Origin of the sequence: Novosphingobium fluoreni (assembly GCF_014196615.1) — a bacterium.
Lineage (GTDB): Bacteria > Pseudomonadota > Alphaproteobacteria > Sphingomonadales > Sphingomonadaceae > Novosphingobium > Novosphingobium fluoreni.
In genome coordinates this window covers 273007-294244 of record NZ_JACIDY010000004.1, presented here as the reverse complement: position 1 = coordinate 294244, position 21238 = coordinate 273007, and the positions used below count along the sequence as shown (strand labels likewise).

At 60.8% G+C, this 21238-nt stretch carries 22 protein-coding genes; 11 read left to right on the top strand and 11 right to left on the bottom strand.

All coding sequences use genetic code 11. The annotated features are described in order from the left end of the window. Positions 1-167 precede the first annotated feature (167 nt). From GGR39_RS10475 to GGR39_RS10460, 4 genes are read left to right on the top strand one after another with little or no spacing between them, the layout of a single operon-like run. Positions 168-1340 (top strand): acyl-CoA dehydrogenase family protein, encoded by a 1173-nt coding sequence (locus GGR39_RS10475; protein ID WP_183617066.1) that lies wholly within the window; start codon positions 168-170, stop codon positions 1338-1340. A gap of 2 nt (positions 1341-1342) precedes the next feature. After that, complete coding sequence (locus GGR39_RS10470) at positions 1343-2452, top strand: CaiB/BaiF CoA transferase family protein (protein ID WP_183617065.1); 1110 nt, start codon at positions 1343-1345, stop codon at positions 2450-2452. Then, positions 2449-3300: an HTD2 family dehydratase gene (locus GGR39_RS10465; protein WP_183617064.1), complete on the top strand. Its 852-nt coding sequence runs from the start codon at positions 2449-2451 to the stop codon at positions 3298-3300. The genes GGR39_RS10470 and GGR39_RS10465 overlap by 4 nt, the downstream gene beginning before the upstream one ends. Continuing rightward, on the top strand, positions 3297-4073 hold the full coding sequence (locus tag GGR39_RS10460; protein WP_183617063.1) for an HpcH/HpaI aldolase/citrate lyase family protein: 777 nt from the start codon (positions 3297-3299) through the stop codon (positions 4071-4073). The genes GGR39_RS10465 and GGR39_RS10460 overlap by 4 nt, the downstream gene beginning before the upstream one ends. 16 nt (positions 4074-4089) lie before the next feature. On the opposite strand, the gene GGR39_RS10455 is transcribed toward GGR39_RS10460, so the two are convergent. Genes GGR39_RS10455 through GGR39_RS10435 form a run of 5 tightly spaced genes read right to left on the bottom strand, consistent with a single transcriptional unit; the run spans position 4090 to position 9018 of the window. Then, positions 4090-4497, bottom strand: a complete 408-nt coding sequence (locus GGR39_RS10455; RefSeq protein WP_183617062.1) for a Zn-ribbon domain-containing OB-fold protein — start codon at positions 4495-4497, stop codon at positions 4090-4092. Then, positions 4494-5663 (bottom strand): thiolase family protein, encoded by a 1170-nt coding sequence (locus GGR39_RS10450; RefSeq protein WP_183617061.1) that lies wholly within the window; start codon positions 5661-5663, stop codon positions 4494-4496. The genes GGR39_RS10455 and GGR39_RS10450 overlap by 4 nt, the downstream gene beginning before the upstream one ends. Positions 5664-5666: 3 nt before the next feature. Then, positions 5667-6158, bottom strand: coding sequence for an aromatic-ring-hydroxylating dioxygenase subunit beta (locus GGR39_RS10445; protein WP_183617060.1), 492 nt, complete (start codon positions 6156-6158; stop codon positions 5667-5669). Next, entirely contained in the window at positions 6155-7450 is a 1296-nt protein-coding gene (locus GGR39_RS10440) for an aromatic ring-hydroxylating oxygenase subunit alpha (protein WP_183617059.1), read from the bottom strand. Before GGR39_RS10440 ends, GGR39_RS10445 begins: the two co-directional genes overlap by 4 nt. Further along, positions 7450-9018 (bottom strand): class I adenylate-forming enzyme family protein, encoded by a 1569-nt coding sequence (locus tag GGR39_RS10435; RefSeq protein ID WP_183617058.1) that lies wholly within the window; start codon positions 9016-9018, stop codon positions 7450-7452. Before GGR39_RS10435 ends, GGR39_RS10440 begins: the two co-directional genes overlap by 1 nt. Before the next feature lie 382 nt (positions 9019-9400). On the opposite strand from GGR39_RS10435, the gene GGR39_RS10430 reads away from it, so the two are divergent. The 6 genes from GGR39_RS10430 to GGR39_RS10405 all read left to right on the top strand — a co-directional run bounded on the left by GGR39_RS10430 (position 9401) and on the right by GGR39_RS10405 (position 15028). Then, positions 9401-10489, top strand: a complete 1089-nt coding sequence (locus GGR39_RS10430) for an NAD(P)H-dependent amine dehydrogenase family protein (RefSeq protein WP_183617057.1) — start codon at positions 9401-9403, stop codon at positions 10487-10489. A gap of 127 nt (positions 10490-10616) precedes the next feature. After that, entirely contained in the window at positions 10617-11561 is a 945-nt protein-coding gene (locus GGR39_RS10425) for an SDR family NAD(P)-dependent oxidoreductase (protein WP_183617056.1), read from the top strand. A gap of 105 nt (positions 11562-11666) precedes the next feature. Beyond that, entirely contained in the window at positions 11667-12638 is a 972-nt protein-coding gene (locus tag GGR39_RS10420; protein ID WP_183617055.1) for a thiamine pyrophosphate-dependent dehydrogenase E1 component subunit alpha, read from the top strand. Beyond that, positions 12635-13660, top strand: coding sequence for an alpha-ketoacid dehydrogenase subunit beta (locus tag GGR39_RS10415; RefSeq protein ID WP_343055855.1), 1026 nt, complete (start codon positions 12635-12637; stop codon positions 13658-13660). The genes GGR39_RS10420 and GGR39_RS10415 overlap by 4 nt, the downstream gene beginning before the upstream one ends. A gap of 286 nt (positions 13661-13946) precedes the next feature. Then, positions 13947-14321: a hypothetical protein gene (locus GGR39_RS10410; protein ID WP_183617054.1), complete on the top strand. Its 375-nt coding sequence runs from the start codon at positions 13947-13949 to the stop codon at positions 14319-14321. 20 nt (positions 14322-14341) lie between these two features. Further along, positions 14342-15028 (top strand): nucleotidyl transferase AbiEii/AbiGii toxin family protein, encoded by a 687-nt coding sequence (locus tag GGR39_RS10405; protein ID WP_221226077.1) that lies wholly within the window; start codon positions 14342-14344, stop codon positions 15026-15028. A 466-nt stretch (positions 15029-15494) separates the two neighbouring features. Here GGR39_RS10405 and GGR39_RS10400 read toward each other — a convergent pair whose 3' ends face one another. From GGR39_RS10400 to GGR39_RS17255, 3 genes are read right to left on the bottom strand one after another with little or no spacing between them, the layout of a single operon-like run. Next, positions 15495-16373 carry a plasmid partitioning protein RepB C-terminal domain-containing protein gene (locus GGR39_RS10400; RefSeq protein ID WP_343055854.1) on the bottom strand — a complete coding sequence of 293 codons (879 nt, stop codon included), beginning with the start codon at positions 16371-16373 and terminating at the stop codon, positions 15495-15497. 19 nt (positions 16374-16392) lie between these two features. Next, a complete protein-coding gene (locus tag GGR39_RS10395) occupies positions 16393-17001 on the bottom strand; it encodes a plasmid partitioning protein RepB C-terminal domain-containing protein (protein WP_221226076.1) in 609 nt (202 codons plus the stop codon). Positions 17002-17013: 12 nt separating this feature from the next. Further along, positions 17014-17139, bottom strand: a complete 126-nt coding sequence (locus GGR39_RS17255) for a ParB N-terminal domain-containing protein (protein WP_484549389.1) — start codon at positions 17137-17139, stop codon at positions 17014-17016. On the opposite strand from GGR39_RS17255, the gene GGR39_RS10390 reads away from it, so the two are divergent. After that, positions 17086-17724 carry a TrbG/VirB9 family P-type conjugative transfer protein gene (locus GGR39_RS10390; protein ID WP_484549388.1) on the top strand — a complete coding sequence of 213 codons (639 nt, stop codon included), beginning with the start codon at positions 17086-17088 and terminating at the stop codon, positions 17722-17724. The two genes, GGR39_RS17255 and GGR39_RS10390, sit on opposite strands and share 54 nt — an antisense overlap. 147 nt (positions 17725-17871) lie before the next feature. Here GGR39_RS10390 and GGR39_RS10385 read toward each other — a convergent pair whose 3' ends face one another. The 3 genes from GGR39_RS10385 to GGR39_RS10375 are packed head-to-tail and all read right to left on the bottom strand — an operon-like array spanning position 17872 to position 21230. Continuing rightward, positions 17872-19086: an aminotransferase class V-fold PLP-dependent enzyme gene (locus GGR39_RS10385; RefSeq protein ID WP_281374479.1), complete on the bottom strand. Its 1215-nt coding sequence runs from the start codon at positions 19084-19086 to the stop codon at positions 17872-17874. Then, a complete protein-coding gene (locus GGR39_RS10380) occupies positions 19026-20372 on the bottom strand; it encodes an APC family permease (protein WP_183617051.1) in 1347 nt (448 codons plus the stop codon). The genes GGR39_RS10385 and GGR39_RS10380 overlap by 61 nt, the downstream gene beginning before the upstream one ends. Positions 20373-20420: 48 nt before the next feature. Next, positions 20421-21230, bottom strand: a complete 810-nt coding sequence (locus GGR39_RS10375; RefSeq protein ID WP_183617050.1) for a GntR family transcriptional regulator — start codon at positions 21228-21230, stop codon at positions 20421-20423. Positions 21231-21238 lie beyond the last annotated feature (8 nt).

Sequence of the window (21238 nt, the reverse complement as noted above, 5' to 3'; positions counted from 1 at the left end):
GCTTCTCAGCTTTTCTAATGACGGGGGTCAGCCACGGGACAAAGTTGAAGAGGAAACTGGCTAATTGATATCAAATCTCGGCATGCCTAACAGGCAAAACTTATATTATATTTGTCTTGCGCCGTGTTCTATGGATGTCTTCTTATCTATTCGACTGGCGGAAGATCATGGCAATTGCAAGCTTGCAGGGCGCTGACTATCCCGAAATCCGTGAGGAGATTGCCAAGCTCTGCCAGGCATTTCCCGATCCATATTGGCGCGCGCTTGACCGTGAGATGGGCTATCCGGCCGAGTTCGTGTCGGCGTTGGGGTCTGCTGGATATCTCGCTGCGCTCATTCCCGAGGAATATGGCGGGTCCGGCCTTCCACTTTCGGCAGCCGCTGCGATCCTGGAGGAAGTGCAGCGGGCGGGATGCAACGGATCTGCTTGTCACGCGCAAATGTACATAATGGGCGCGTTGTTGCGGCACGGCAGTGAGGAGCAGAAGCGCCAATATCTGCCGCGTATTGCCAGCGGGGATTTGCGCTTGCAGGCGTTTGGCGTTACTGAACCGACCAGCGGCACGGACACCGGGGCCTTGAAGACCGTGGCTGTGCGCCAAGGTGACAAGTATATCGTCAATGGCCAGAAAATCTGGACATCGCGGGCGGAATATTCCGACCTCATGCTCCTACTCGCGCGGACCACGCCACGTGAGGAAACGGCTCGGGGCATCGATGGGCTGTCCATTTTCATCCTGGACATGAATGCCGCTCGTGCGGCCGGCGGCCTCACGATCCGCCCGATCCGAACGATGATGAACCATTCGACGACAGAAGTATTTTTCGACAATGTCGAGATACCTGCGGAAAATCTGATCGGCGAGGAAGGGAAGGGCTTTCGCTACATCCTTTCAGGAATGAACGCAGAGCGCATTTTAATCGCTGCCGAGTGCATCGGTGATGCCAAATGGTTCATCGAACGGTCGCGTGCCTATGCGAGTGAGCGGCAGCTGTTTGGTCGGCCGATCGGCCAGAACCAGGGTGTCCAGTTCCCCATCGCCAAGGCCTATGCCCAGATGCGGGCGGCCGAGCTGATGGTTCACGAGGCCGCTCGCTTGTTCGAGGAGGGTGAACAATGCGGTGAGCAGGCGAACATTGCCAAGATGCTCGCGGCGGACGCATCCTGGGCTGCTGCGGAAGCGGCGGTGCAGACCCATGGGGGCTTCGGTTTTGCCGAAGAATACGATGTGGAGCGCAAGTTCCGCGAAACGCGCCTGTATCAGGTCGCGCCAATTTCGACCAACATGATCCTGAGCTATATTTCCGAGCATGTTCTCGGGCTGCCCAGGTCGTACTGAACATGTCGCGCCTGCCCCTTGAGGGGATTACCGTCGTTGCTGTCGAGCAGGCGGTAGCCGCCCCCTTCTGCACATCCCGCCTTGCCGACGCTGGCGCTCGGGTCATCAAGATAGAGCGACCGGAGGGGGACTTCGCGCGCGCTTACGATGATGTCGCTGCGGGGCAGAGCAGTTATTTCGTTTGGCTGAACCGCGGCAAGGAGTCGATCGTGCTCGACCTCGCGAGCGAGGGGGGCAAGGCCGAATTCTCGGATCTGCTCCAGGATGCCGACATTCTGGTCCAGAACCTCAAGCCGGGCGCGCTTTCGCGGCTCGGCTTCGGCCAAGATGTCTTGCGTCAGCGGCATTCCCGGCTGATCATCTGTTCGATCAGCGGCTATGGCGAAACGGGCCCCATGGCGGCGCGCAAGGCCTACGACTTGTTGATCCAGGCCGAATCGGGGCTGGCTTCGGTCACCGGCGGGCCAGAGGCGCCTGCCCGGGTCGGCACCTCCATCGTCGACATCGCAACGGGAGCGACCGCCCACGCGGCCATCCTGGAAGCGTTGATCGCGCGGTCAATTTCTGGTGAGGGTGCCGACATCCGGGTGTCGATGTTCGACGTCATGGCCGACTGGCTGACCGTGCCTCTGCTCCATCAGCAGGGGGGCAAGCCGCCGCAGCGAATCGGTATGGCACACCCCTCCATCGCACCCTATGGCGTGTTCGAAACCCGTGACGGCAAGCTGTTGCTGCTGTCGATCCAGAGCGATCGCGAGTGGGCTGCAATGGCGACCCGGTTATTGGGCAAACCGGAATTGATCACTGATCCGCGCTTCGCCACCAATGTGCGACGAGTTGAGAACCGGCAGGATACCGATCATATCGTAGCCCAGGCGTTTGCCTCGATGGACGAGGCGACCGCACGAGAGCGCTTGTCTGATGCTGATCTGGCCTTTGCCAGCGTCAACGACATGGCGGCGCTTGCCGTTCATCCGCAACTGCGCCGCATAACGGTCAACACGCCCAACGGTCCGGTATCCTACCCCGCGCCGGCACCCATTTTTGCCGGTAGCGAGCGTTCGTATAGGCCGGTGCCGGCGCTGGGTTCCGACGCCCGGGTTTCGCCATGAACGACGATATCGACCTGACGCATCTTCGCACCTGGATCGGTCGCCATCAAGTGGCGGAGGACGTGGTGAGCCCGTCGCTCGTCGATCGCTTTAACGCCACCATGGGCCTGAACGCGGAGCCGGCGCGTGTGGGCGAGGCTGCACCACGCCTCCTGCATTTCTGCCTCTGCCTGACAGTCGCCCCGACATGGCAGTTGGGGCCGGACGGGCATCCGGCACGTGGCGGCTTTCTGCCTCCAGTTCCTCTGCCGCGCCGGATGTGGGCTAGCAGCAAGATCGCCTTTGATGGAGATCTCAAGGTTGGCGAAGCTATCCAGCGTAAGTCGGTGGTCGCATCGGTCGAGGTCAAGCAGGGGAGCGGCGGCGCGCTGTGCTTCGTCGATATCGATCATCATATTATCGCCGATGGGCGCGACGCGGTGACGGAGCGCCAGACACTGGTCTATCGCCAGCCGGCTGACGCCGCCGCCAAGGGGGCAAGTGCCGATGTGGCGTCCCAGGGCAAAACGGTGGCGAGCGTAGACATGACTCCGCCGCTTCTCTTCCGCTATTCGGCAATCACGTTCAACGCGCATCGCATTCACTACGATCTGTCTTATGCGACAGGGGAAGAGGGATATCCCGGGCTTGTCGTTCAGGGACCGCTTCAGGCGACATTGCTGTTTTACCATGCCGCCCGCTGCCATGGCCGCGCGCCAGACAGCTTTGCGTTCCGTGGGCTTTCCCCAGCGATTGCGGGGGCACCTCTCGCTTTGCATGCCGGACCTTTGACGGACGGTCGGATGAATTTGTGGAGCGCCATGCCTGAGGGGGCCGTGGCGATGCAGGCCCAAGCCGAATGGCGATGAGTGTCGCAACTTGCCTTGCACCGCTCTTCGTCCCCGCCGATAGGCCAGAACGCTTCGCCAAAGCGGCGACAAGCGGGGCGGACGCGGTTATCCTCGACCTGGAGGATGCCGTCGCTCCAGCCAGCAAGGGTGCGGCGTTGTCGGCGTTACGCGCCGATTTTACCGAACTGCCGATCATAGTGCGGATCAATGCCGCGGGAACATCGTGGCACGACGCCGACATTGCCGCCGTATCGGGACTTCCGGTCGCCGCCATCATGCTGCCAATGGCAGAGCGACCCGAAGACGTGGCGCGTGTCGCGCGCTGCAAGCCTGTCATTGTATTGGTGGAGACAGTCGTGGGCATGGCGGCCGCGCGCGATATTGCGCGTTGCGGCGCTGCGGCGCGTCTGGCTTTCGGATCGGTCGATTATGCGGCCGACCTCGGCTGCGATCATGTACGCGATGCCTTGGCGGCCGCGCGGGCGGAGATGGTCTTCGCTTCCCGCATCGGTAATCTGCCCGCGCCCCTGGACGGGGTCACGACGGATGTCGGCGACGGCGCGGCGGCCGCGGACGACGCCCGCCATGCTGCTTCCATCGGCTTTGGTGGCAAGCTGGCGATCCATCCTCGTCAGATCGCGGTGATACGAGACGCGTTTGTGCCATCCGCAGACGCCATCGACTGGGCGCTGCGCGTATTGGACAGCGGTGATGGCGTCGCCGTGGTCGATGGTAAGATGGTGGACGAACCTGTCCGTATCCGTGCCAGAAAGATCCTCGCGCGGCGATGACGGCTGGTTTCGTAGGTTATACGGTCGCGCCCGTCCTTCGAAATGCGACCAGCTTTCGATCTCCCACACGCAGCACTTCAGCTGTGACCGCTTGCCCCACCGCGAAGGGGCCGGGGCCGATCAGGGGAGCGAACAGACGCGGTCCCTCTGACAGTTCGACGATACCCCCCGTGAACGGTGCGAGATCGGCAAAGGCCGGATGGTGTACCGTATGGCAGCGCGTGGCGCTGTAGATGATGCCACTGCCGGTTGCGCGTTCGGCAAGAAATACATCACCACCACAGGCATCGCATAGGATGACCGCCAGGTGCGGCGTGCCGCAACGGGCGCAGCGTTGAATCTCAAGCTGCCCCGCATCGAGTGCCGCGAAAAACAACGCTGAGGCCAGATCGGGATCGGGTACCGGAAGCTTGTCGTAGCTCATCCGCCTGTCGTCCCCAGGATCATCCCGATGTGGTAGTCGAAGCGCCCGCCATCATTGGTGACCAATATGCGGCGAATGCCGGGCACTTGGCGGTCGCCAGCCTGGCCCCGCGCCTGGATGACAGCTTCGGCAACAGGCGTCATACCCTGTAGATAATAGCCGGACAAATGACCGCCGCCCGTGTTGATCGGCATGCCGCTGCCTCCGGGCCCTGCCGCTCCGTCCCGATAAGCGAGCCTGCCCTCACTTGGCGGATGAAATCCGTAAGCCTCCAGCGTTAACAGCGGTAAGATTGAAAAGGCGTCGTAAAATTGCCCCATATCGATGTCCTGGGGTCGCAAATCTGTTGCTTCGAAAAGGGCCGGGCCCGCGATTGCGCCGCCATGGGTGAGTATCCGGTCGTGCCCCGCCCGGTCGGGGACGCCGGGATGACCATCAGCGGAGGCAAGGATGTGCACCGGCGGCTGCGCTCCATCGACCGCCCGCGCGGGGCTTGTCACGATCACGGCGACGCTGCCGTTCACTGGCGCCGAACAATCGAACAGGCGAAGCGGTTCGGCGATCATGCGGGCGTTGAGATAGGCATCGAGGGTCAAGGGCTTGCGATGAACAGCTCCCGGGTTGAGTTCGGCCCATCGCCGCGTGGTGATCGCGACATCCGCCAGTACCGTCTCGTCGAGAGCATGAAGCGCAAGATAACGCGCAGCGCTCAGCGCATAGGTAGCCGCCCCTCCAAAGAGGCCCGCGCTATAGCGCAAGCCCTCCATACCGGACGATGTCTTGAGGCGGCCGAACGCGGCGCCGGTCTTCTTGTCCCGGGCAAGCGGTGCGTCGGCAAACACGCAGGCAACAGTGTTCGCAATTCCGCAGGTTACGGCCATCGCCGCAAGCTGAATCGCGGCAAGAGCGCTCGCCCCCTCGCACAAGGTGATCCGGTTCAATCGCAGGTCGCGCAAACCCAAGGCGCGCTGCAGATCGAGGCCAAGCACCGCGTCGTTTGCCGCACTTGTCCGGCAGACGATCAGACCGTCAATGGCCCCGACCGGCAACCCCGCGTCGCCTGCCGCAGCAACGACGGCTTGCCTAGCCAACTCGGCAGGAGCCACGAAGGTGTCACGGGTAAGCCCGGCGAGGCCCAGCCCGGAGATGGCGGCAGCGAGCGGCATTGATTAGATCAGGAAGGCCAGGTTGTCGATAGGGTGCTCGCAATTGACAAGCACAACCGTCTTGCGGCGCAGCTTGATATCGTCGCCAACGGGCACGAGGACATAGCTCGTGCGACCGCCCCAAATGGTGAGCGCCTGACGGCGGCTTTCGATCAGCACGAAATTGGCCTCTACCATTAATTCGTTGTCTCCCCACGCGATCTCAATGTTGGAGATCGTGCGACGTAGCTTCGACTGCGGCGCCTGGGCGTGCCGAAGTCCGGTTTTCAACTGCCGGACCCGGCTGGAGATGCGGGCGCGATTGTCATAGACGTAGGAGACCTCACGCGTTGGGTCCGCGCCTTCACGCATGGGAACCCAATAGAGCGCGTCGTCGTCCCACAGCGCCTCCCATTCGTCGTAACGATGTTCGTCCTGCAGTCGCGCCTCGTGGAACAGAAATTGTTCGATCGTGGCGCGGTCGATCGACTTACAGTCTACAGGAGAAGCGGTCATGCGGCATCCCCGTCAGCAACAGACATGACTTCGCGATAGTGCTTCCAGAAGCCGCGCTGGCTTGTTTCGTCCATCAGCCCGGCCAGGCGTACGCCATCAGGCTGCACGATTTCTTTGTCCAACCCGCGTGACAGGATGATCCATTCCGGTTCGCGGTTACTGACGCCCTGCTGAGTGTGCTCGCCGATTTCGGCATCGTCGGCGATCAGAAACCCCGCCGGCCCCATTGCGCCTTCGCACCGGCGCAGCGTGCGCTCATTCAGTTCGTCCGCTCCGTCCAGGAAAACGGGGCAGGTGTACTGGACCGATTCCGTCGGGCTTATCGGCTCGATGACCATAATGTTCATTTCGGCGAGCGACAGGTTGGGAAAAAGCATGGAGTGCGGTGGCCCTTCGATCAGCAGACGGGTCGCCTCCGCCTCGCCATAGGCATCGTTCATGGCTTTGACATAATTGGGCAGCCGTTCCGGCGCGATGCCGCCGGTCCAGCGAAAAAGCTTGTCGCCTGCGGCACGGTAGTCGCTGGGATGATCGATGTCGGTATGGCCTTTGCCGAAATCGCGTACCCTCGTCGGGGAAGTTGGTTTGCGATCGCGGACCGTTGCGAAGACGCGGTTCGCTGTGATCAGCGAGCCGTGCACCGCGTGAGCGTGATAGCCATCGACCTGGTTTTCGACGATCATCTTCCAGTTGGAACGCATCTTATGCTTCATCCAGCCTGCGGTGAGGCGGATGCGGCCGGTGGGTGACAGGGCCAGCAGGTTGTCGATCAAGTCGGTGGCCCGGCCGAGATGGTCGACCAGCGATATACCGTTGGGTACGAGGTTCACGAAGATGAACCCGCCGTAGCTATCCTGCCGTGCGACCGGGGAGAGCCCGCTGTCCGCCTTGGAGAAATCGGCAGGATAGGCATCTTCGTCGGGCAGCCCGATCAGACGGCCATCGAGCGCGAACGTCCACGCGTGATACGGACAGGTGATGCGGCTGCGATTGCCGGAGGCAGACTGGCACAAGCTAGCACCACGATGCGGGCAGCGGTTGTAGTAGATGCCGATCTCACCATCCTTGCGGCGCACCGCCAGCAAAGTCTGCGTTCCGACCCGGCGGACAACAAAATCGCCCGAATTGGGAATCTCGCTGTCATGCGCGACAAAGCTCCAGCCGCCATGGAAGATCCGTTCCATTTCGTCGGAGAATATGGCGGGGTCGGTGTAGAGCGATCCGTGCAGACGCCCGTCCTGCACGAGATGACGATAGTCGATCCTGGCCTGCACCGGCGCGATCATGTTCATCACACCGTCTCCTTGTCGATGGTCCAGGGAACGCCGCCAGGTTGCGACAACATGTCCTGCAGCGCACGCTTGTTGACCTTGTCAGTGTTTCCACGCGGCAGTTCGGGCAGTACCACGATATACTTGGGCACCTCGAATTTCGAAACATTCTCGCGACAGTGCCGATCAAGGTCTGCCGCGGTCAGGTTCGATCCCGCGCTTAGGGTCACGGCGGCGACGACCGCTTCGCCCCATTGTGGGTGAGGAATGCCGAATACCGCAGCCTCGGCCACGCCCTTGCGCTCGGCAAGCGCATTCTCGACCGCATTGGGATAGACATTGAAGCCGCCCGTAACGATCATGTTATGCTGGCGATCGCCCAAAAAGACATAGCCGCGGTCGTCCATCCGGCCGAAGTCGCCGGTCTTGAGCCACTTGCCGAACACCGTCTTCTCGTTGAGTTCGGGCAGGTTGAGATAGCCCTGCATGATGGTGTCGCCGCCGATCCACACCAGACCCAGCTCACCGCGCGGCACCTCGCGCCCTTCCTCGTCGCGTATCTGGATATCGGCATGGGGCATCGCCCGCCCAACAGAGCGCAGCAGTTCGAACTCGCCCGCCAAAGCCTGCTGATGCCCCGGATTGTCAAGCAAGGCGATCGCTCCGGTCGATTCCGAAACACCATAGCGGTTGAGGAACTCACAACCCAGAGTGGCGTAGGCATCGCGGATCAGAGCAGGAGTCGCTGGCATCGTGCCGTAGCAAACCTGGCGAAGCGAAGAGACGTCCCAGTGGCCCGTCTTCACGTCATCGATGATCCGCCGCAGCATGGTGGGGACGACGGTGACCGTCGTGATCCGGTGCTCCTCGATCAGATCGAGGAAGCGTTCTGCCTGGAAGTTTTCGAGTACGGTCGGCATGCCCGTGATCATGTTCATGCACATCGTGTTGATGTTGATGCCGGCGGGATTGGTGACGTAGATGCGCCTGTCCTGCTTGGTATAGCCATTCACCATGTTGTTGAAAACCAGCGAGGTGAACAGATTGCGATTGCTGAGAAGGACCCCTTTGGGATTGCCAGTGGTGCCTGACGTATAGCCGATCGCACCCAGGTCGTCCTCGCCTAGCGTTGGCAGGCTAAAGCCGCCATCGTGAGAGGCAATCAGCCGGTCATAGTCAAGCGACAGATCATGCTCACCACCAAAGCCGACTACGACACGACCTTCCGCTGCAAGCTCCTGCACCTGCTCGGCAAGACTACCGAGGCACTTGGCCTCGATGAAAATCAGCCGCGCATCGCAATCGCGAATGACATGCATCATCTCCCGTGTCGAATAACGCCAGTTCAGGCCGGCGCGTACGGCCCCCATCTTAAGGCATGCGAACCAATGTTCCGCGACCTCGATGCGATTGTGAGAAAGAATGGCGGTACGATCTCCCGGCCTTATGCCGAGCCCCTGCATCGCGCTCGCTAGCTGACTGGATCGCTGATGCATTTCGCCCCATGTCGAACGCCGATCGGCATCAATAAAGGCGACGTCGTTTGCAAACTTGTCAGCGCATCGCCTCACGAAATCGCGCAGAAACATTCAAAAGCTCCTATCGGGTCCATCATTCAAGGCGGCCTGCGGGGCGGTTGTAGCCATCTGTCGCCGCGCGTTAATTCGAGCCCTACCGCTGATCAACACAGCCTCGCTAGGATACATTAGTGTCCAACGCCCATTGAAGTTGGCTATGGCAGTCGGCCCCCCGGCTCCGGAGAGGCTCGCGTCCCTGTGGGGGGGATTGCGAGCAGTAGGGCGCAAATGGTGTGTTGCGCGAAAGCGTTGGCTGGCCAGCACGCTGCGGCCGTGAACAGCCCGGCAATTAAAGGCAACGTACCGATAAGACAAATTAGCAGTAACCCGACGTTTCTTCACTCGCGTCGTCGTCATTGCTTTGGAACCACAAGCAGTTGAACTGGAGAATATGATGGCTGGAAGAAAGTATCGCGTCGTTCATTGCGGAACGGGGCCAACCGGCAGATTAGGTCTGATCGGTATCGACAATCACCCTGATCTCGATCTCGTTGGTCACCTTGTGTTCGACCCGGCAAAGGTGGGACAGGACAGTGGCGACATCTGCCGGATGGATCGCAAACTCGGCGTCCTCGCGACTGACGACCAGGATGCTTTGATCGCCCTCAAGCCAGACATGCTGGTCTTCTTAGGCGACGGCATCGGCCATCTGAAGGAATCCGTCGATACCATCTGCAAGTTTCTCTCAGCCGGCATCAATGTCGGCACGGCCGCGCTCTATGCGCTGACGAATCCCCGGGTCGGCCCGCCGGAATATCGCGAGGCAATCGAAAAGGCGTGCGAGGAAGGCCAGTCTTCCTATTATTTCTCCGGTATCGACCCGGGCTTCGCCAGCCCGTGGCTCGCTGTCGCGATGCTCAAGAATTGCGACGAAGTCAGCGAAGTGCGAATGCAGGAATTGGCCGATTACGGCAAGTACCCGGTCGAGTGGATCATGCGCGAAGTCTATGGTTTCGGGCAGCCCAAGGATTATAAATGCTTGCTGTCCGAAGGGACGCACGCCATGACTACGTGGCAGGGAACAGTCACTGCAGTCGCCGATCGCATGGGTATCGAGCTCGAACGGCTAGAAGCCTTTTATTATAGCGAAACGCACGACGTCGGGCACCAGACGCTGTGGGGGCCGGTGGACGCGGGTACCGTCGCTGCGGTTCGCTTTGGCGTGGAAGGTTATTACAAGGGCAAGCCGTTTATCGTGCTGGAGCATGTGAACCGCACTACGCCTGCCGCCGCACCGCATTGGCCACAGCCCAAGATCGACCAGGAAAAGGGCCTCGACCATCAGTACACCGTACTGATTTCAGGTGATCCAGGCTTCGAGATCCGGTGGGATATCGGCCGGACCCGCTCCGACGAAGACGCCGGACTGGTGGCAACCGCGATGCTGATCGTGAACGCGGTGCCGATCGTTACCGAGCATGCGCCGGGCTGGATCAATGAAATGGATCTGCCGTTGTACACGGCGCGCAACATCAAGGTCTGATTTCGACAGAATAAGGGTGGGTCGCTCGGTCGTGCTTAGACTTTGCGACCCGCACCCATGATCTGAAGAGCGGCCATCTGCGCCGCATCGGATGACGCGAGATAGATGCAACCGGAGAGGTATCTTCATGCAATCGATAAACTTCGAGGGGCAGTGCGTCATCGTCACCGGGGCGGGCGGCGGGCTTGGCAGGGCCTATGCATTGGAAATTGCCCGTCGCGGTGGGGCGGTTGTGGTAAACGACCTAGGCGGCGATGTGGATGGGTACGAACCTGGTCCGGAAATGTCGCAGGCGGTGGCTGCCGAGATCGTGGCGGCGGGCGGCAAGGCTATCGCGAACCACGACACCGTCAACACACGCGAAGGCAGCGAGGCGATCGCGCAAGCGGCTCTGTCGGCATTCGGTCGCATCGACGGACTGATCAACAATGCCGGCATCCTTCGCAATGCATGGCTGCAGGATCTCGATGATGCCGATCGCGATGCGCTTATGGCCACGCACTTGCTGGGCGCGTTCAACGTTACGCGCGCCGTCTGGCCTACCATGATGAAGCAGGGGTATGGGCGGGTACTGTTCACGGCTTCGGCGGCGGGCATGTTCGGCAACCCGATGCAGTCCGCCTACGGCGCGGCGAAGGCTGGAACCGTGGGGCTCATGAACGTTCTCGCCCAGGAGGGTGCGCCGCATGGCATATTGTGCAACGCGCTGCTTCCCACGGCGCAAAGCCGGATGGGGGTCAAGATGGACCCATCCGAATTCGTCGCGGTGATGGATAACGTCGGGCCTTACGCCGCAAGCTTGCTGCCCGAGTTCGTTGCTCCGACCGCAGTCTATCTCGTCAGCAAGGCCTGCACGACGACCCACGATTCCTATTCCGTGCTGGGTGGAAGAATCGCGCGCGTTTTTGTCGGCATGACCGCCGGCTGGCTCGGGCCGCGCGATGCGCCACCGAGCGTTGACGATGTCGCCGCCCATATGGACGAGATACGTAGTTTGGACGCTGGTATCGACGTTCCGTCCAGCCTGGTCGATGAAATGCGCATTCTTTCCGAACAGATCACGACGCGCTGACCTGGCAGGGTGAATATCCCCCTATAAGGCGATGACCCGGCTTTAGATCCGGGTGAATGCAAATCCTCGATGACCTTACGGTTTGCTAAAAGAAAGTAAGTTGCAATGATGCAGCCTGACGCCAAGACTCAGCTCGAAATCTATCGTCGCATGTCGCTGCTCGTCACGAATGACGAACGCAGTCGGCAGGTCATCAAGGCCGGTAGGCTTGTCATGCCCTATTACAGCTACCGCGGACAGGAGGTAATTCCCGCAACGTTGATGACGTTGCTGAATGACGACGATTATCTTTGCACGATCTACCGAGGCATTCATGACATGCTGGCGAAGGGCATGCCGCTCAAGAAGCTATGGGCCGAGATCGCCGGTCGCGTGGATGGCACGTGCAAGGGCAAGGGCGGTCCGATGCACCTGACCTATCCGTCACGCGGCATCATGGTCACCACTGGTATCGTCGGATCGACCATGCCGATCGCCAATGGCCTGGCCTGGGGGGCGCAACTTGAAGGCAAGGGGCAGGTGTCGATCGCCACTTTTGGCGACGGTGCCTCCAATATCGGCGCTTTTCACGAATCGCTCAACATGGCGGCGGTGTGGAAATTGCCTGTTGTATTCGTATGCCAGAACAATCTTTACGGCGAGCATACGCGGTATGAGCGGTCGACTTCGGCGGCGCGCATAGCGGATCGCGGCATAGCCTACGATATGCCCGGCGTGAGGGTGGACGGCAATGATCCTTTCGCCATGTACGCTGCGGCCAAGGAGGCTGTCGATCGGGCACGGAGGGGAGGCGGACCAACCCTGCTCGAATGCATGACCTATCGTTTTCATGGCCACGTCTTTGGTGACGCTGACGCGTACATGGACAAGGCGGAGAAGCAGGCTGCGATCCAGGCCGATCCATTCCCGCGATATCGCGCCGATCTCATCGCCCGAAACATCGCGACTGAAGCGGAATTGGACGCGATCGATGCGAAGTTTGCAGCAGAAATTGATGAGGCCGTCGAATTCGCCCTGAAGTCGCCCTTCCCAGAGCAGAACGAACTTATCACCGATGTCTATGGAGAATTAGCGTGAGCGAGGGCGCAGGGACTATCGGTAAGGAAGCCAAGTTGGAAAAGAATAACGTGATCCAGGCAGTCAACCGAGCGTTGACCGATGCCATGGAAGCCGACGACAGGGTGCTTATTCTCGGCGAGGATGTTGCCGATCCGGAAGAGGGCGGCATCGCGGGCATCACTAAGGGTCTGTCGACCCGGTTTGGCGAGCGACGGGTGCGCTCAACTCCTATTTCCGAACAGGCTATTGTCGGTGCGGCGATTGGCGCCAGCCTGATCGGCTGGAAGCCTGTTGCCGAGATCATGCTGATGAACTTCACCACGGTCGCAATGGACATGATCGTCAACCATGCTGCCAAGCTGCGCTATATGTCCGGCGGGCAGACCAATGTGCCGATCGTCATTCGCACCATGACTGGCTCCGGCTTTTCCTCGGGCGGCCAGCACAGCGACTACTTTGAGGCTTGGTTTGCGCATACGGCGGGCATGAAGGTGGTGGCGCCGTCCAACCCTGCGGACGCCTACGGCATGATGCGCGAAGCCATCGATGATCCCGATCCCGTTCTCTTCATAGAAAATTTGCCGTCCTATTGGGTGCAAGGCCCGGCGGCCGAGAAGGGACATCGCGTGCCGATCGGCAAGGCGAACGTTTCGATGGCCGGCACCGATGTCACGATCGTGAGCTATAGCCGCGTTCTCAACGAGGTTTTGGCAGCACAGGCGATGATGGCCGAGGCTGGTGTTTCAGCGGAGATCGTCGATCTGCGCACCATCGCACCATGGGATCAGCAAGCTGTCCTCAAATCCGTCAGGAAGACGGGAAGGTGTCTTGTGGTTCATGAGGCGGTGAAGCCGTTCGGTGTAGGTGCTGAAATCGCCGCCGTCGTGCAAAAGGAGTTGTTCGGTTTATTGAAGGCGCCGGTGGAAAGGCTGGGCGCGCCGCTTGCATCGGTGCCCTTCTCCCGCCCACTGGAGGAAGCATTTGCACCTCGGGCGCAGGAAATCGCTCGGACGGCGATCCTGATGGTAAAGGGCGGCTGACGCCCTGCACCCGGCCGTCGCGCCGGGCAGGAAGATCGCCGCGACGCCAAAAATTACCGATCGGCAGATTACTTGGAAGCGGTAGCTTAGTGCTGGCTGAAGCAGCCTATGAAGCCAGAGCAGCTTTCAGGCGGGACGTTCACGCTTGATCGATTCCGCGACGTGATACGCGGTCTGTACGCGCGACGGGGGTATAATCTTCGTGATTAGTACACGCGCTGAGCTGCCGCCTACTACTCGCGCCATCACGGCTGCGCGATGGGATATACCTTCTCCACCCATCCCGATGACGGCACGCCGGGTGAAAGCTCGTGGAAGCCGGCAGCCTCACGACGCCCTGTTCGGTGAGGTGGTGGACGCGATCGTCGGCCACCCGGACTGGGTTCGTTGTAATGGATACATTTTGTTCATCGCAGGCACATGTCCGATCCGTCGCAACCTTGCCATACTGGCAAAGTCGGATGATCCGTCCTTGCGGCTGAGGCTCTCGCAGTTGATCCGCATCGCCGCGCTCAATGGCACGCATGTTCCCATCCGCCAGCTGCTCCTGCTCTGTTCGAACATCCTTCTCGGCGACGGCAAGAACGGCGGCCTCATCAGGTGTAACGATGCCCACGTCATTGCGCAGAGAAACGACGCGGCGGCCCGGGTTAACCCATAGGCGCGGAGATCGAACGGCGATTGCCGCCGACCCGCGTCACCCAGGCGCGACAGGGCAGCGAGGGCATGGAAGTGAAGCTCAATTGCCAGCGCGTCCGCACGCACGTGAAGATCGAGGTCAACCCATCGCTCCGGGGTCACCTGTTCCCCGTGCGTGACTTGGCCTGTTCCAACCAAGTGCAGGAACATTTCGAAGTCTTTGCGGAGGCGCGATGCGTGTCACACGGCGAGTTGTTCGGCGGAAAAATCTGCGCGGCGGTTGATCGGCAGCATCCCCGCGACCTGTTCGACGTCCGGCGTCTGCTCGATCAGGAAGGCCTGACGGACAAAGTTCGCCTGGGCGCGATCGCCGGCTTCGTAAGCCATGGGCGCCCGATCGCCGAGCTCGTCGATCCCGCGCGCAAGGATCAGCGCGAAACCTTTCGGTTCCAGTTCGAATGCATGCCATTCGAGCCTTTCACGTATGACGATCACCAAGCAACGCTCGAGCGACTAGTCAGCGCGCTTCGCGAAGTGTTTACCGATGACGATCGCGTGTTCCTCCTGTCCTTCGAGGCAGGCGATCCGGACTGGAGCCGCTTTCTAATCGCAGCGCTGGCCGAGTTGCCCGCGCCGCAATTCAAACTGATGAACATCCGCAAATTCCGTGAAGCCAGCCCGGAGCGCCATGGGGCGGTTCTCAGCGCGCTGGAGAAGTCCCTGACATAGGATTTGCCTACCCGCTTATCTGTCCGAAATTTGTAGGTGTATTTCGGACAAAGCTCCAACCAGCCCGATGCCGAGAAGGACTCGAACCGCCAGTTCATCTACGTCCCAGCCTTTCCCCACCAATCCAGATTGTGCTATTGATGCCCTTGGCGACTTCGTAAGTCTATTATTCGACCACAGAATCAATCTCTTAGGTGTCTTGCGACAAAGCTCTTCTGGCACTGTATCCGCCGAATTGTGGGGCTAATCAACTTCCTGCGATATGGAGCGCGCCGATCGGCGCCTCAGATCGGCGCGCTCCTTGGCCATCATGCCGAATAAACGGCACGCAGCCAGCCCTATGGCGGCTGGCCTAGCGGGCTCCGAGCGGGTTCGCCGCCATCCCCGCCACCGCCCTTGATCCGCCCCACACGGCGGCTTCTCCGACGGTCCCGGCGCTTTTTGGGTCCCGGGCCCCAAGAGGGCGTCAGGTCGACATCGATTGATCGAGCGACGTCGCCTGCACGATAGAGCGAAAATTCTCCAGAAATTCGGGGTGACGGCGCGCCAGGAAGCTCTCAATTTCGGGCTTCGAGAGGAGACGTTCGAGGAAACCCGAGGCGACCACTAAAACGAGCATGTCGTCGCCATAGGAGGCTTCGAGCTCCCTATAGTCCTCGCTTACCGATGCCATTTCACGCTCTAGCCGGGTCATCTGCTCGGCCGATAACCCGGTTGCCTTCTTCAGCTCATCGGGCTTGTGGAGATCGGCGGGCTTCGATGTGGCGAGCAGCGCCTTGGCATAGCTCACCGTGTAATTGTTCGCTGAGACCATGAGCTCGGCCACTTCCAGCTGGCGGATCGGCTTCATCTTGCGCAATTTCTGGAAGGCGTGATGCCCTACCGGCTTGTCCTTAAGCAGTTCGGCGACATCCGGGCTTATCCCGGCCAGGAGATGCCGTCGCTGCCGGATCACCTTCACATCGACGTTTAGTGCGCGCGCCAGCTTCTCTTCGGGTACGCCGCGATCGAGTGCCCTCACGATCATATAATGCTCTTGGATCGTAGCGAGGCGGTTCACCCGCTTGTTGTAGGTGAAGGACTCGTCATCATCGGCCACGACGCATGCCGCATCGGCGGCTCCTAGAAACCGGAGTGCATCGAGCCGCATATGACCGTCGAGCAGCAGATAGCTCCCGTCCTTCTGTCGGGCGATCGACAACGGCTCTATCAGGCCGACCTCGGCCACCGAAGCCGCGATCCGGCGATATTTAACCGTGTCGCGCACGCCTGCCGGCAAGGCCTTGGTAGGCAACAGATCCACGATCGGCAGGATCAGAACCTTTTGCTCGAAGGCGATCTTCACCAGTTCCGACATGCTGCCCCTATGCGGGTTCGATGCGCTCGGCGAGCGCGCGCGGGAGAGTGCTGAGGCCTTCGGCGCGTAGTAGCGTAGCGAAATGCTCGTCAGAGAGCAGGCGGCGCATGGCATTGGCAACGAACAGCAGCCGGCTACGTGCGAGCGAAGCGCGCTTGATGAGCAACTTCTGTCGCTCCGTCTCGCGCTGATAGGCGCGGATCAGCCCCTCGGACGTCACGGGCTTCTGAACACGGCCAGGCCTCGAGCCTCGCTTGTGAAGCTGCTTGCCGCTCGTATTGCGCTGATCGATGATCTTGCGGATTGCCAGCACCTGATTCCCAGGAATCGTTTTCTCCTCATAGGCTTCGGCAAGCGCGCGTTGGACCTCGCCGTCCTTGGCTCGGGCGATTTCCATCGCGATCGTGTGCGGGATCACCCCACGCTCAACTGCGGCGATCAGCTTTTCCTCGCCATTATCAAGCAATAGGCAGATAGCACTTACATACTCGACCGAGAAGTCGACCTTGGCCGCGATCTCGGCGTAGGAGTAACCGCGTGCATGCAGTGCTCCTATGGCATGCACCAGCTCGAGCGGACTGTGCTGGCGCCGGGCCAGATTCTCGACCAGACTCATCACGAAGCAGTCTTACTCGACCGCATCGATCACGATCGCTGGGATCTCCGTCTGGCCGAGTGCGATGAAGGCCTCGAGGCGCCCTTGGCCACAAACAAGGTCGAACCGGGCCTTCCCCGGTCGCTGGCTCACGGTGATCGGCTTCTTGAGCCCCAAATGGGCGATGCTGTTTACCAGCTCCTGAAAGATGCGCTTGTTGCGAAGCCGTTCGCCTCGGGGCTTGCGACGAACATCATCATCCTGACCGATCGGCGCAGCTATCACCTTCTGCTCACCGCAACGTTGCGCACCGCCATGGCTGCGCTGTCCTGGACCTATCCGGCCGATCAGCTGATTGCGCTCAGACGTGCTGCCAAGCAGGCGGTCGCAGCGGCGCCGATCTCGGAAGGGCTCGCGGTCTACAGTCTGCATTTCAATTACACGGTGAGCGGCGACCAGCCGGCATGGCGACCGCTGCGCGCCTTCGACGACGGCCGGCAGACCTTCATCGAGTTTTCTGCCAGCCTTGCAGTTGGCGATGCGCCCCCGCTCTTCATCGTCGGGCCGACCGGCGAAGCCGAGCTGGTCAACTATCGCGTCCGGGGGCGCTACTATGTCGTCGATCGGATATTCGATGCGGCGGAGCTCCGGCTCGGCACGAAGAAGCGGCAGATCGTTCGCATCACCCGTGTCGCCGAAGGTCGTCAGGCCTGGAAGGGCAAGCGCGCATGGGGTGCCTGCTGACGATCCTACTCTATTCGACGATGACATTCGTCGGAGCTAGGTTCGGCCTCAGGCTGTGCAGGTACGGAAAACGAGCATCGAACATTAGCCGTCGCCCCGACCACCAACTGGTTGGTTGCCGTCTAGTTATGATGACCGACTTGTCAGCTACCTTAAGGTCTTGTGGAAAACGCGCATCACGGCATCTACATCGTCCACGGTGTTGAACAGCGTCGGCGCAAATCGTATGCGATTTTCCGAGCACGTGACATAGCAGCCGGACTGCTGCAACGCTGCCTTGATCGAGCCGCAGTCAGCGCAGTGGAAGGCGATGATAGGCCCATGCGATGCGAATCCTGCTTGTTTCAGTCCCAGCTTGGCTGCCTCCGACCCGATGTGCTCAAGGATCTGCTGGCGCGCCGCTACGATCGCGTCGAGATCGACCGACGTCAGAAATTCGAGCGAACTGGTCAGCGATGCCACGACGATGTTCGAGATCGATCCGACTTCGAACTTGCCAGCGGTTCCCGGCCGCGTCCGCCAGTCCTGCGATGCGCCGTCGGAGGTCGCCACCTGACGCGCTCCGAATTGCGTGGCGGTGAGCTCTGGCAACGCGGAGCCGCGCACGTAAAGGAACCCAAGACCAAGGTCCGCCATGAGCCATTTATAGGATGATGTTGCGGCATAATCGACGCCACTGGCGTCAAGGTCAATCGGTAAGGCACCGACGCCCTGCATCAGGTCGACATAGACGCGGGCGCCGTGGGCATGGGCCAGTGCCGATAGCGCCGCCAAGTCGTGCCTATGGCCATTCCACGCGGAAACCCAGGACACGGCAAGCAGCCTGGCACCCCTTGCAAGCGCCGCCTGGACATCCTCCAGATAGACCACACCCTGCCGGGCGCGAACCACGTCGACCTCGACGCCGGTCTTCCGCAGCTGATGATACATATAGAGCGAACCGGTATAATGCAGTTCGTCGGTCACGATCCGGTTGCCGGCTCTTATTCCGAGTGCAGAAACGATCAGGTTCTCGGCGGTGGTAGCCGTCGGAACGAATGCGACCTCGTGTGGCCGCACGTTCACCAGGCGGGCGAAGAGCGATTGGACGCGATCCTGTTCCCGCGCGGTGTGCGAAGCGACCGCAGCATTGGTTCTGCAAGCGAGATAGTCCTGGATCGCCTGGATGCTCTCGAGACTCATCGGGTGCTGATAGGCGCTGTCGAGCCAAATTCCGTGGAGTTTGAAGTGCTGACCGAAGGCCTTGCGGACGGTCGGTTCCGGCCGATGCCAGCCCTGATGCGGAAGGTCATCCGGCACGATCAGGCGACCGCACCGAGCTTCGAACGGTAGACCCAGTAAAGCGTACCGATCCCCCCCCATACACCGATCAGCGCATAGGGCCGCCAATCGGTTTCGTAGCCGAGTGCGAACAAGCCGAGCGCGGTTGCCGCACCCAGCAGCGACAGCGCGAACACTGAGGTTCCACTGAGCCGCATCCGGGCGGCAGCCAGCACATCAGGCCGCCATTTCGAGACTTTGACGCCACATAGGCAAACGGTCAGATATTTCAGAATCGTGGGAATGTTCGAGGCGAGAAACAGAAAGACGAGATTGGAGGGCAGACAGAGGCCCGCGACAAGGCAGGCGAAGGACGCGGTGATCGCGACCCGGGGGACGGCCGCCTCGCCCGACAGTCGCGCGAGCGCCGGTGGCATCACCCCGGCCCGGCCCATGGCGTAGAAGGCGCGCGAAAAGATCAGGAAGGATGCGTTCAACGACTTGGCGAGCGACACAATGGCAGCACCGACGATCAACGTGAGCGCGAGCGAGGGGATCGATCGCCCGGCTGCGGTGACCAACGGGGCTGACGATGCTGCGAGGCCCTTGGCGCCAACCAGCCCGAGCGCGACAACGGCGACCGACAGATACACGGCTCCGATGACCAGGAGCGAGAGGAGGATGCCAAGCGGGACATTGCGTTCGGCGTTGACGACCTCCTCGCCGACCTCCGTCGCGCTTTCGATCCCCATGAACAAGTTGATCATGATCGGTGCCGCAAGAAGGATCGGCCACAACCCTGCAGGTGCGAGCGGAAAGATGTTGTCCGGCCGGATTGCGCCAATTCCGGTCACCACGAAGATACCCAGTGTCCCGAGCAGGACGATCATCAGAATCGATTGCGCCTTCGCGGCGACCTTCAGTCCCGCAAGGTTGACGAGAAAGACAATGACAAACAGCGCGAACATCGCCGGCTTTACCGGCAGCGGCACGACCATCGAGGCATATTGCACCAGAACAAGGCTGACCGTCGTCAGCTGGCCGACGCTACCGAAAATCCGCAACCACGACAAAAAGAAGCCAACGAACGGATGGAGATATTCTCGCGGCCATTCGAACGACGCGCCGGATCGTGGGTTTGCGGATGCAAGAAAGGCGTAGACCAGCCCGAACACCGCCATTGGCATGGCGGCAAGAACGGTCGTCACCAGAATGCCCGAACCGCCGATCGCGGCTGCCGGAGAGAGAACCGAGAAAATACTGAACCCGAGCGCTGACCCGGCACTAATCATGACAAGATCGAACAGCCCGATCGTTCGGGTCAGATGTCCCGCTTCAGCCGGTTCAGACGTCGAGATAGAACTTTGCATGCCTAAATTATCCGACATGGATCAAGCGCGTTTCGGCGGCTTGAAAGATCAGTAACAGATCGCGAATCAACGGCTCGTCCGCAACAGATCCCCGACCGTGTCTTGGAGGCCGCCAAAAACTCTTGCCGACGACTCGATATGATTGCGCATAGCGGCTTCGGCATCGTCAGGGCGGCGCCTGATGATGGCGTCAACGACGTCACGGTGCTCGGCCATGGTGTCGACCTCCAGGCCGCTGTCGAAATTCCAGGAAATATAGTAAAAGCGTCGCGCCCGATCGTGCAGACCGCGCAGCAGCTGTTCGAGGATGGAATTGCGCGTTGCCTGCGCGACGGCCGCGTGAAAATTCTGATCGATTGCCATCAGGGCCTCACGCGCACCGTTGCGACCCAACACCTGGCCCTCGGTTATCCCAGCCGTAAGGGATGCGCGCTCTTCCTCGCTCGCGCGGCTTGCCGCCAATCGCGCGGCAGCAGGTTCGTTCACCAGCCGCGCCTCGAACAGGCTTTGGATGTCGCGGATGGTGAGCGGCGCGACGATCAGGCCGCGACGGGGTACGATCTCGATCAGGCCTTCCTGCGCCAATCGCATGATGGCCATGTGAACGGGCGTCCGGCCGATTCCCAGGTCCGCACTAATCTGCGCTTCGTTGAGCGATGCGCCAGGACGATAGGTCAGATCGATGATGCGCTGTTTGACACTGTCATAGGCATGCGCACGCAACGGGATCGCCGGTTGATCGCTAAGAGGACGATCGCTGCGACGCGTCGCGCCAGCTTTGCTGCGGCCCGTTTTTACCGAGGCCGAACGCGCCCCGGCTTCGCCTGCACCCTCGGTCGACCGATCTGTCCCGCTTGGTCTCATCATCCCGCCCATTTCAATTC

Coding starts and splice junctions, on each gene's coding strand:
- GGR39_RS10475 (WP_183617066.1), top strand. CDS start 168: ATGGCAATTGCAAGCTTGCAGGGCGCTGACTATCCCGAAATCCGTGAG.
- GGR39_RS10470 (WP_183617065.1), top strand. CDS start 1,343: ATGTCGCGCCTGCCCCTTGAGGGGATTACCGTCGTTGCTGTCGAGCAG.
- GGR39_RS10465 (WP_183617064.1), top strand. CDS start 2,449: ATGAACGACGATATCGACCTGACGCATCTTCGCACCTGGATCGGTCGC.
- GGR39_RS10460 (WP_183617063.1), top strand. CDS start 3,297: ATGAGTGTCGCAACTTGCCTTGCACCGCTCTTCGTCCCCGCCGATAGG.
- GGR39_RS10455 (WP_183617062.1), bottom strand. CDS start 4,497: ATGAGCTACGACAAGCTTCCGGTACCCGATCCCGATCTGGCCTCAGCG.
- GGR39_RS10450 (WP_183617061.1), bottom strand. CDS start 5,663: ATGCCGCTCGCTGCCGCCATCTCCGGGCTGGGCCTCGCCGGGCTTACC.
- GGR39_RS10445 (WP_183617060.1), bottom strand. CDS start 6,158: ATGACCGCTTCTCCTGTAGACTGTAAGTCGATCGACCGCGCCACGATC.
- GGR39_RS10440 (WP_183617059.1), bottom strand. CDS start 7,450: ATGAACATGATCGCGCCGGTGCAGGCCAGGATCGACTATCGTCATCTC.
- GGR39_RS10435 (WP_183617058.1), bottom strand. CDS start 9,018: ATGTTTCTGCGCGATTTCGTGAGGCGATGCGCTGACAAGTTTGCAAAC.
- GGR39_RS10430 (WP_183617057.1), top strand. CDS start 9,401: ATGGCTGGAAGAAAGTATCGCGTCGTTCATTGCGGAACGGGGCCAACC.
- GGR39_RS10425 (WP_183617056.1), top strand. CDS start 10,617: ATGCAATCGATAAACTTCGAGGGGCAGTGCGTCATCGTCACCGGGGCG.
- GGR39_RS10420 (WP_183617055.1), top strand. CDS start 11,667: ATGATGCAGCCTGACGCCAAGACTCAGCTCGAAATCTATCGTCGCATG.
- GGR39_RS10410 (WP_183617054.1), top strand. CDS start 13,947: ATGACGGCACGCCGGGTGAAAGCTCGTGGAAGCCGGCAGCCTCACGAC.
- GGR39_RS10395 (WP_221226076.1), bottom strand. CDS start 17,001: ATGAGTCTGGTCGAGAATCTGGCCCGGCGCCAGCACAGTCCGCTCGAG.
- GGR39_RS10385 (WP_281374479.1), bottom strand. CDS start 19,086: ATGGGGGGGGATCGGTACGCTTTACTGGGTCTACCGTTCGAAGCTCGG.
- GGR39_RS10380 (WP_183617051.1), bottom strand. CDS start 20,372: ATGTCGGATAATTTAGGCATGCAAAGTTCTATCTCGACGTCTGAACCG.
- GGR39_RS10375 (WP_183617050.1), bottom strand. CDS start 21,230: ATGGGCGGGATGATGAGACCAAGCGGGACAGATCGGTCGACCGAGGGT.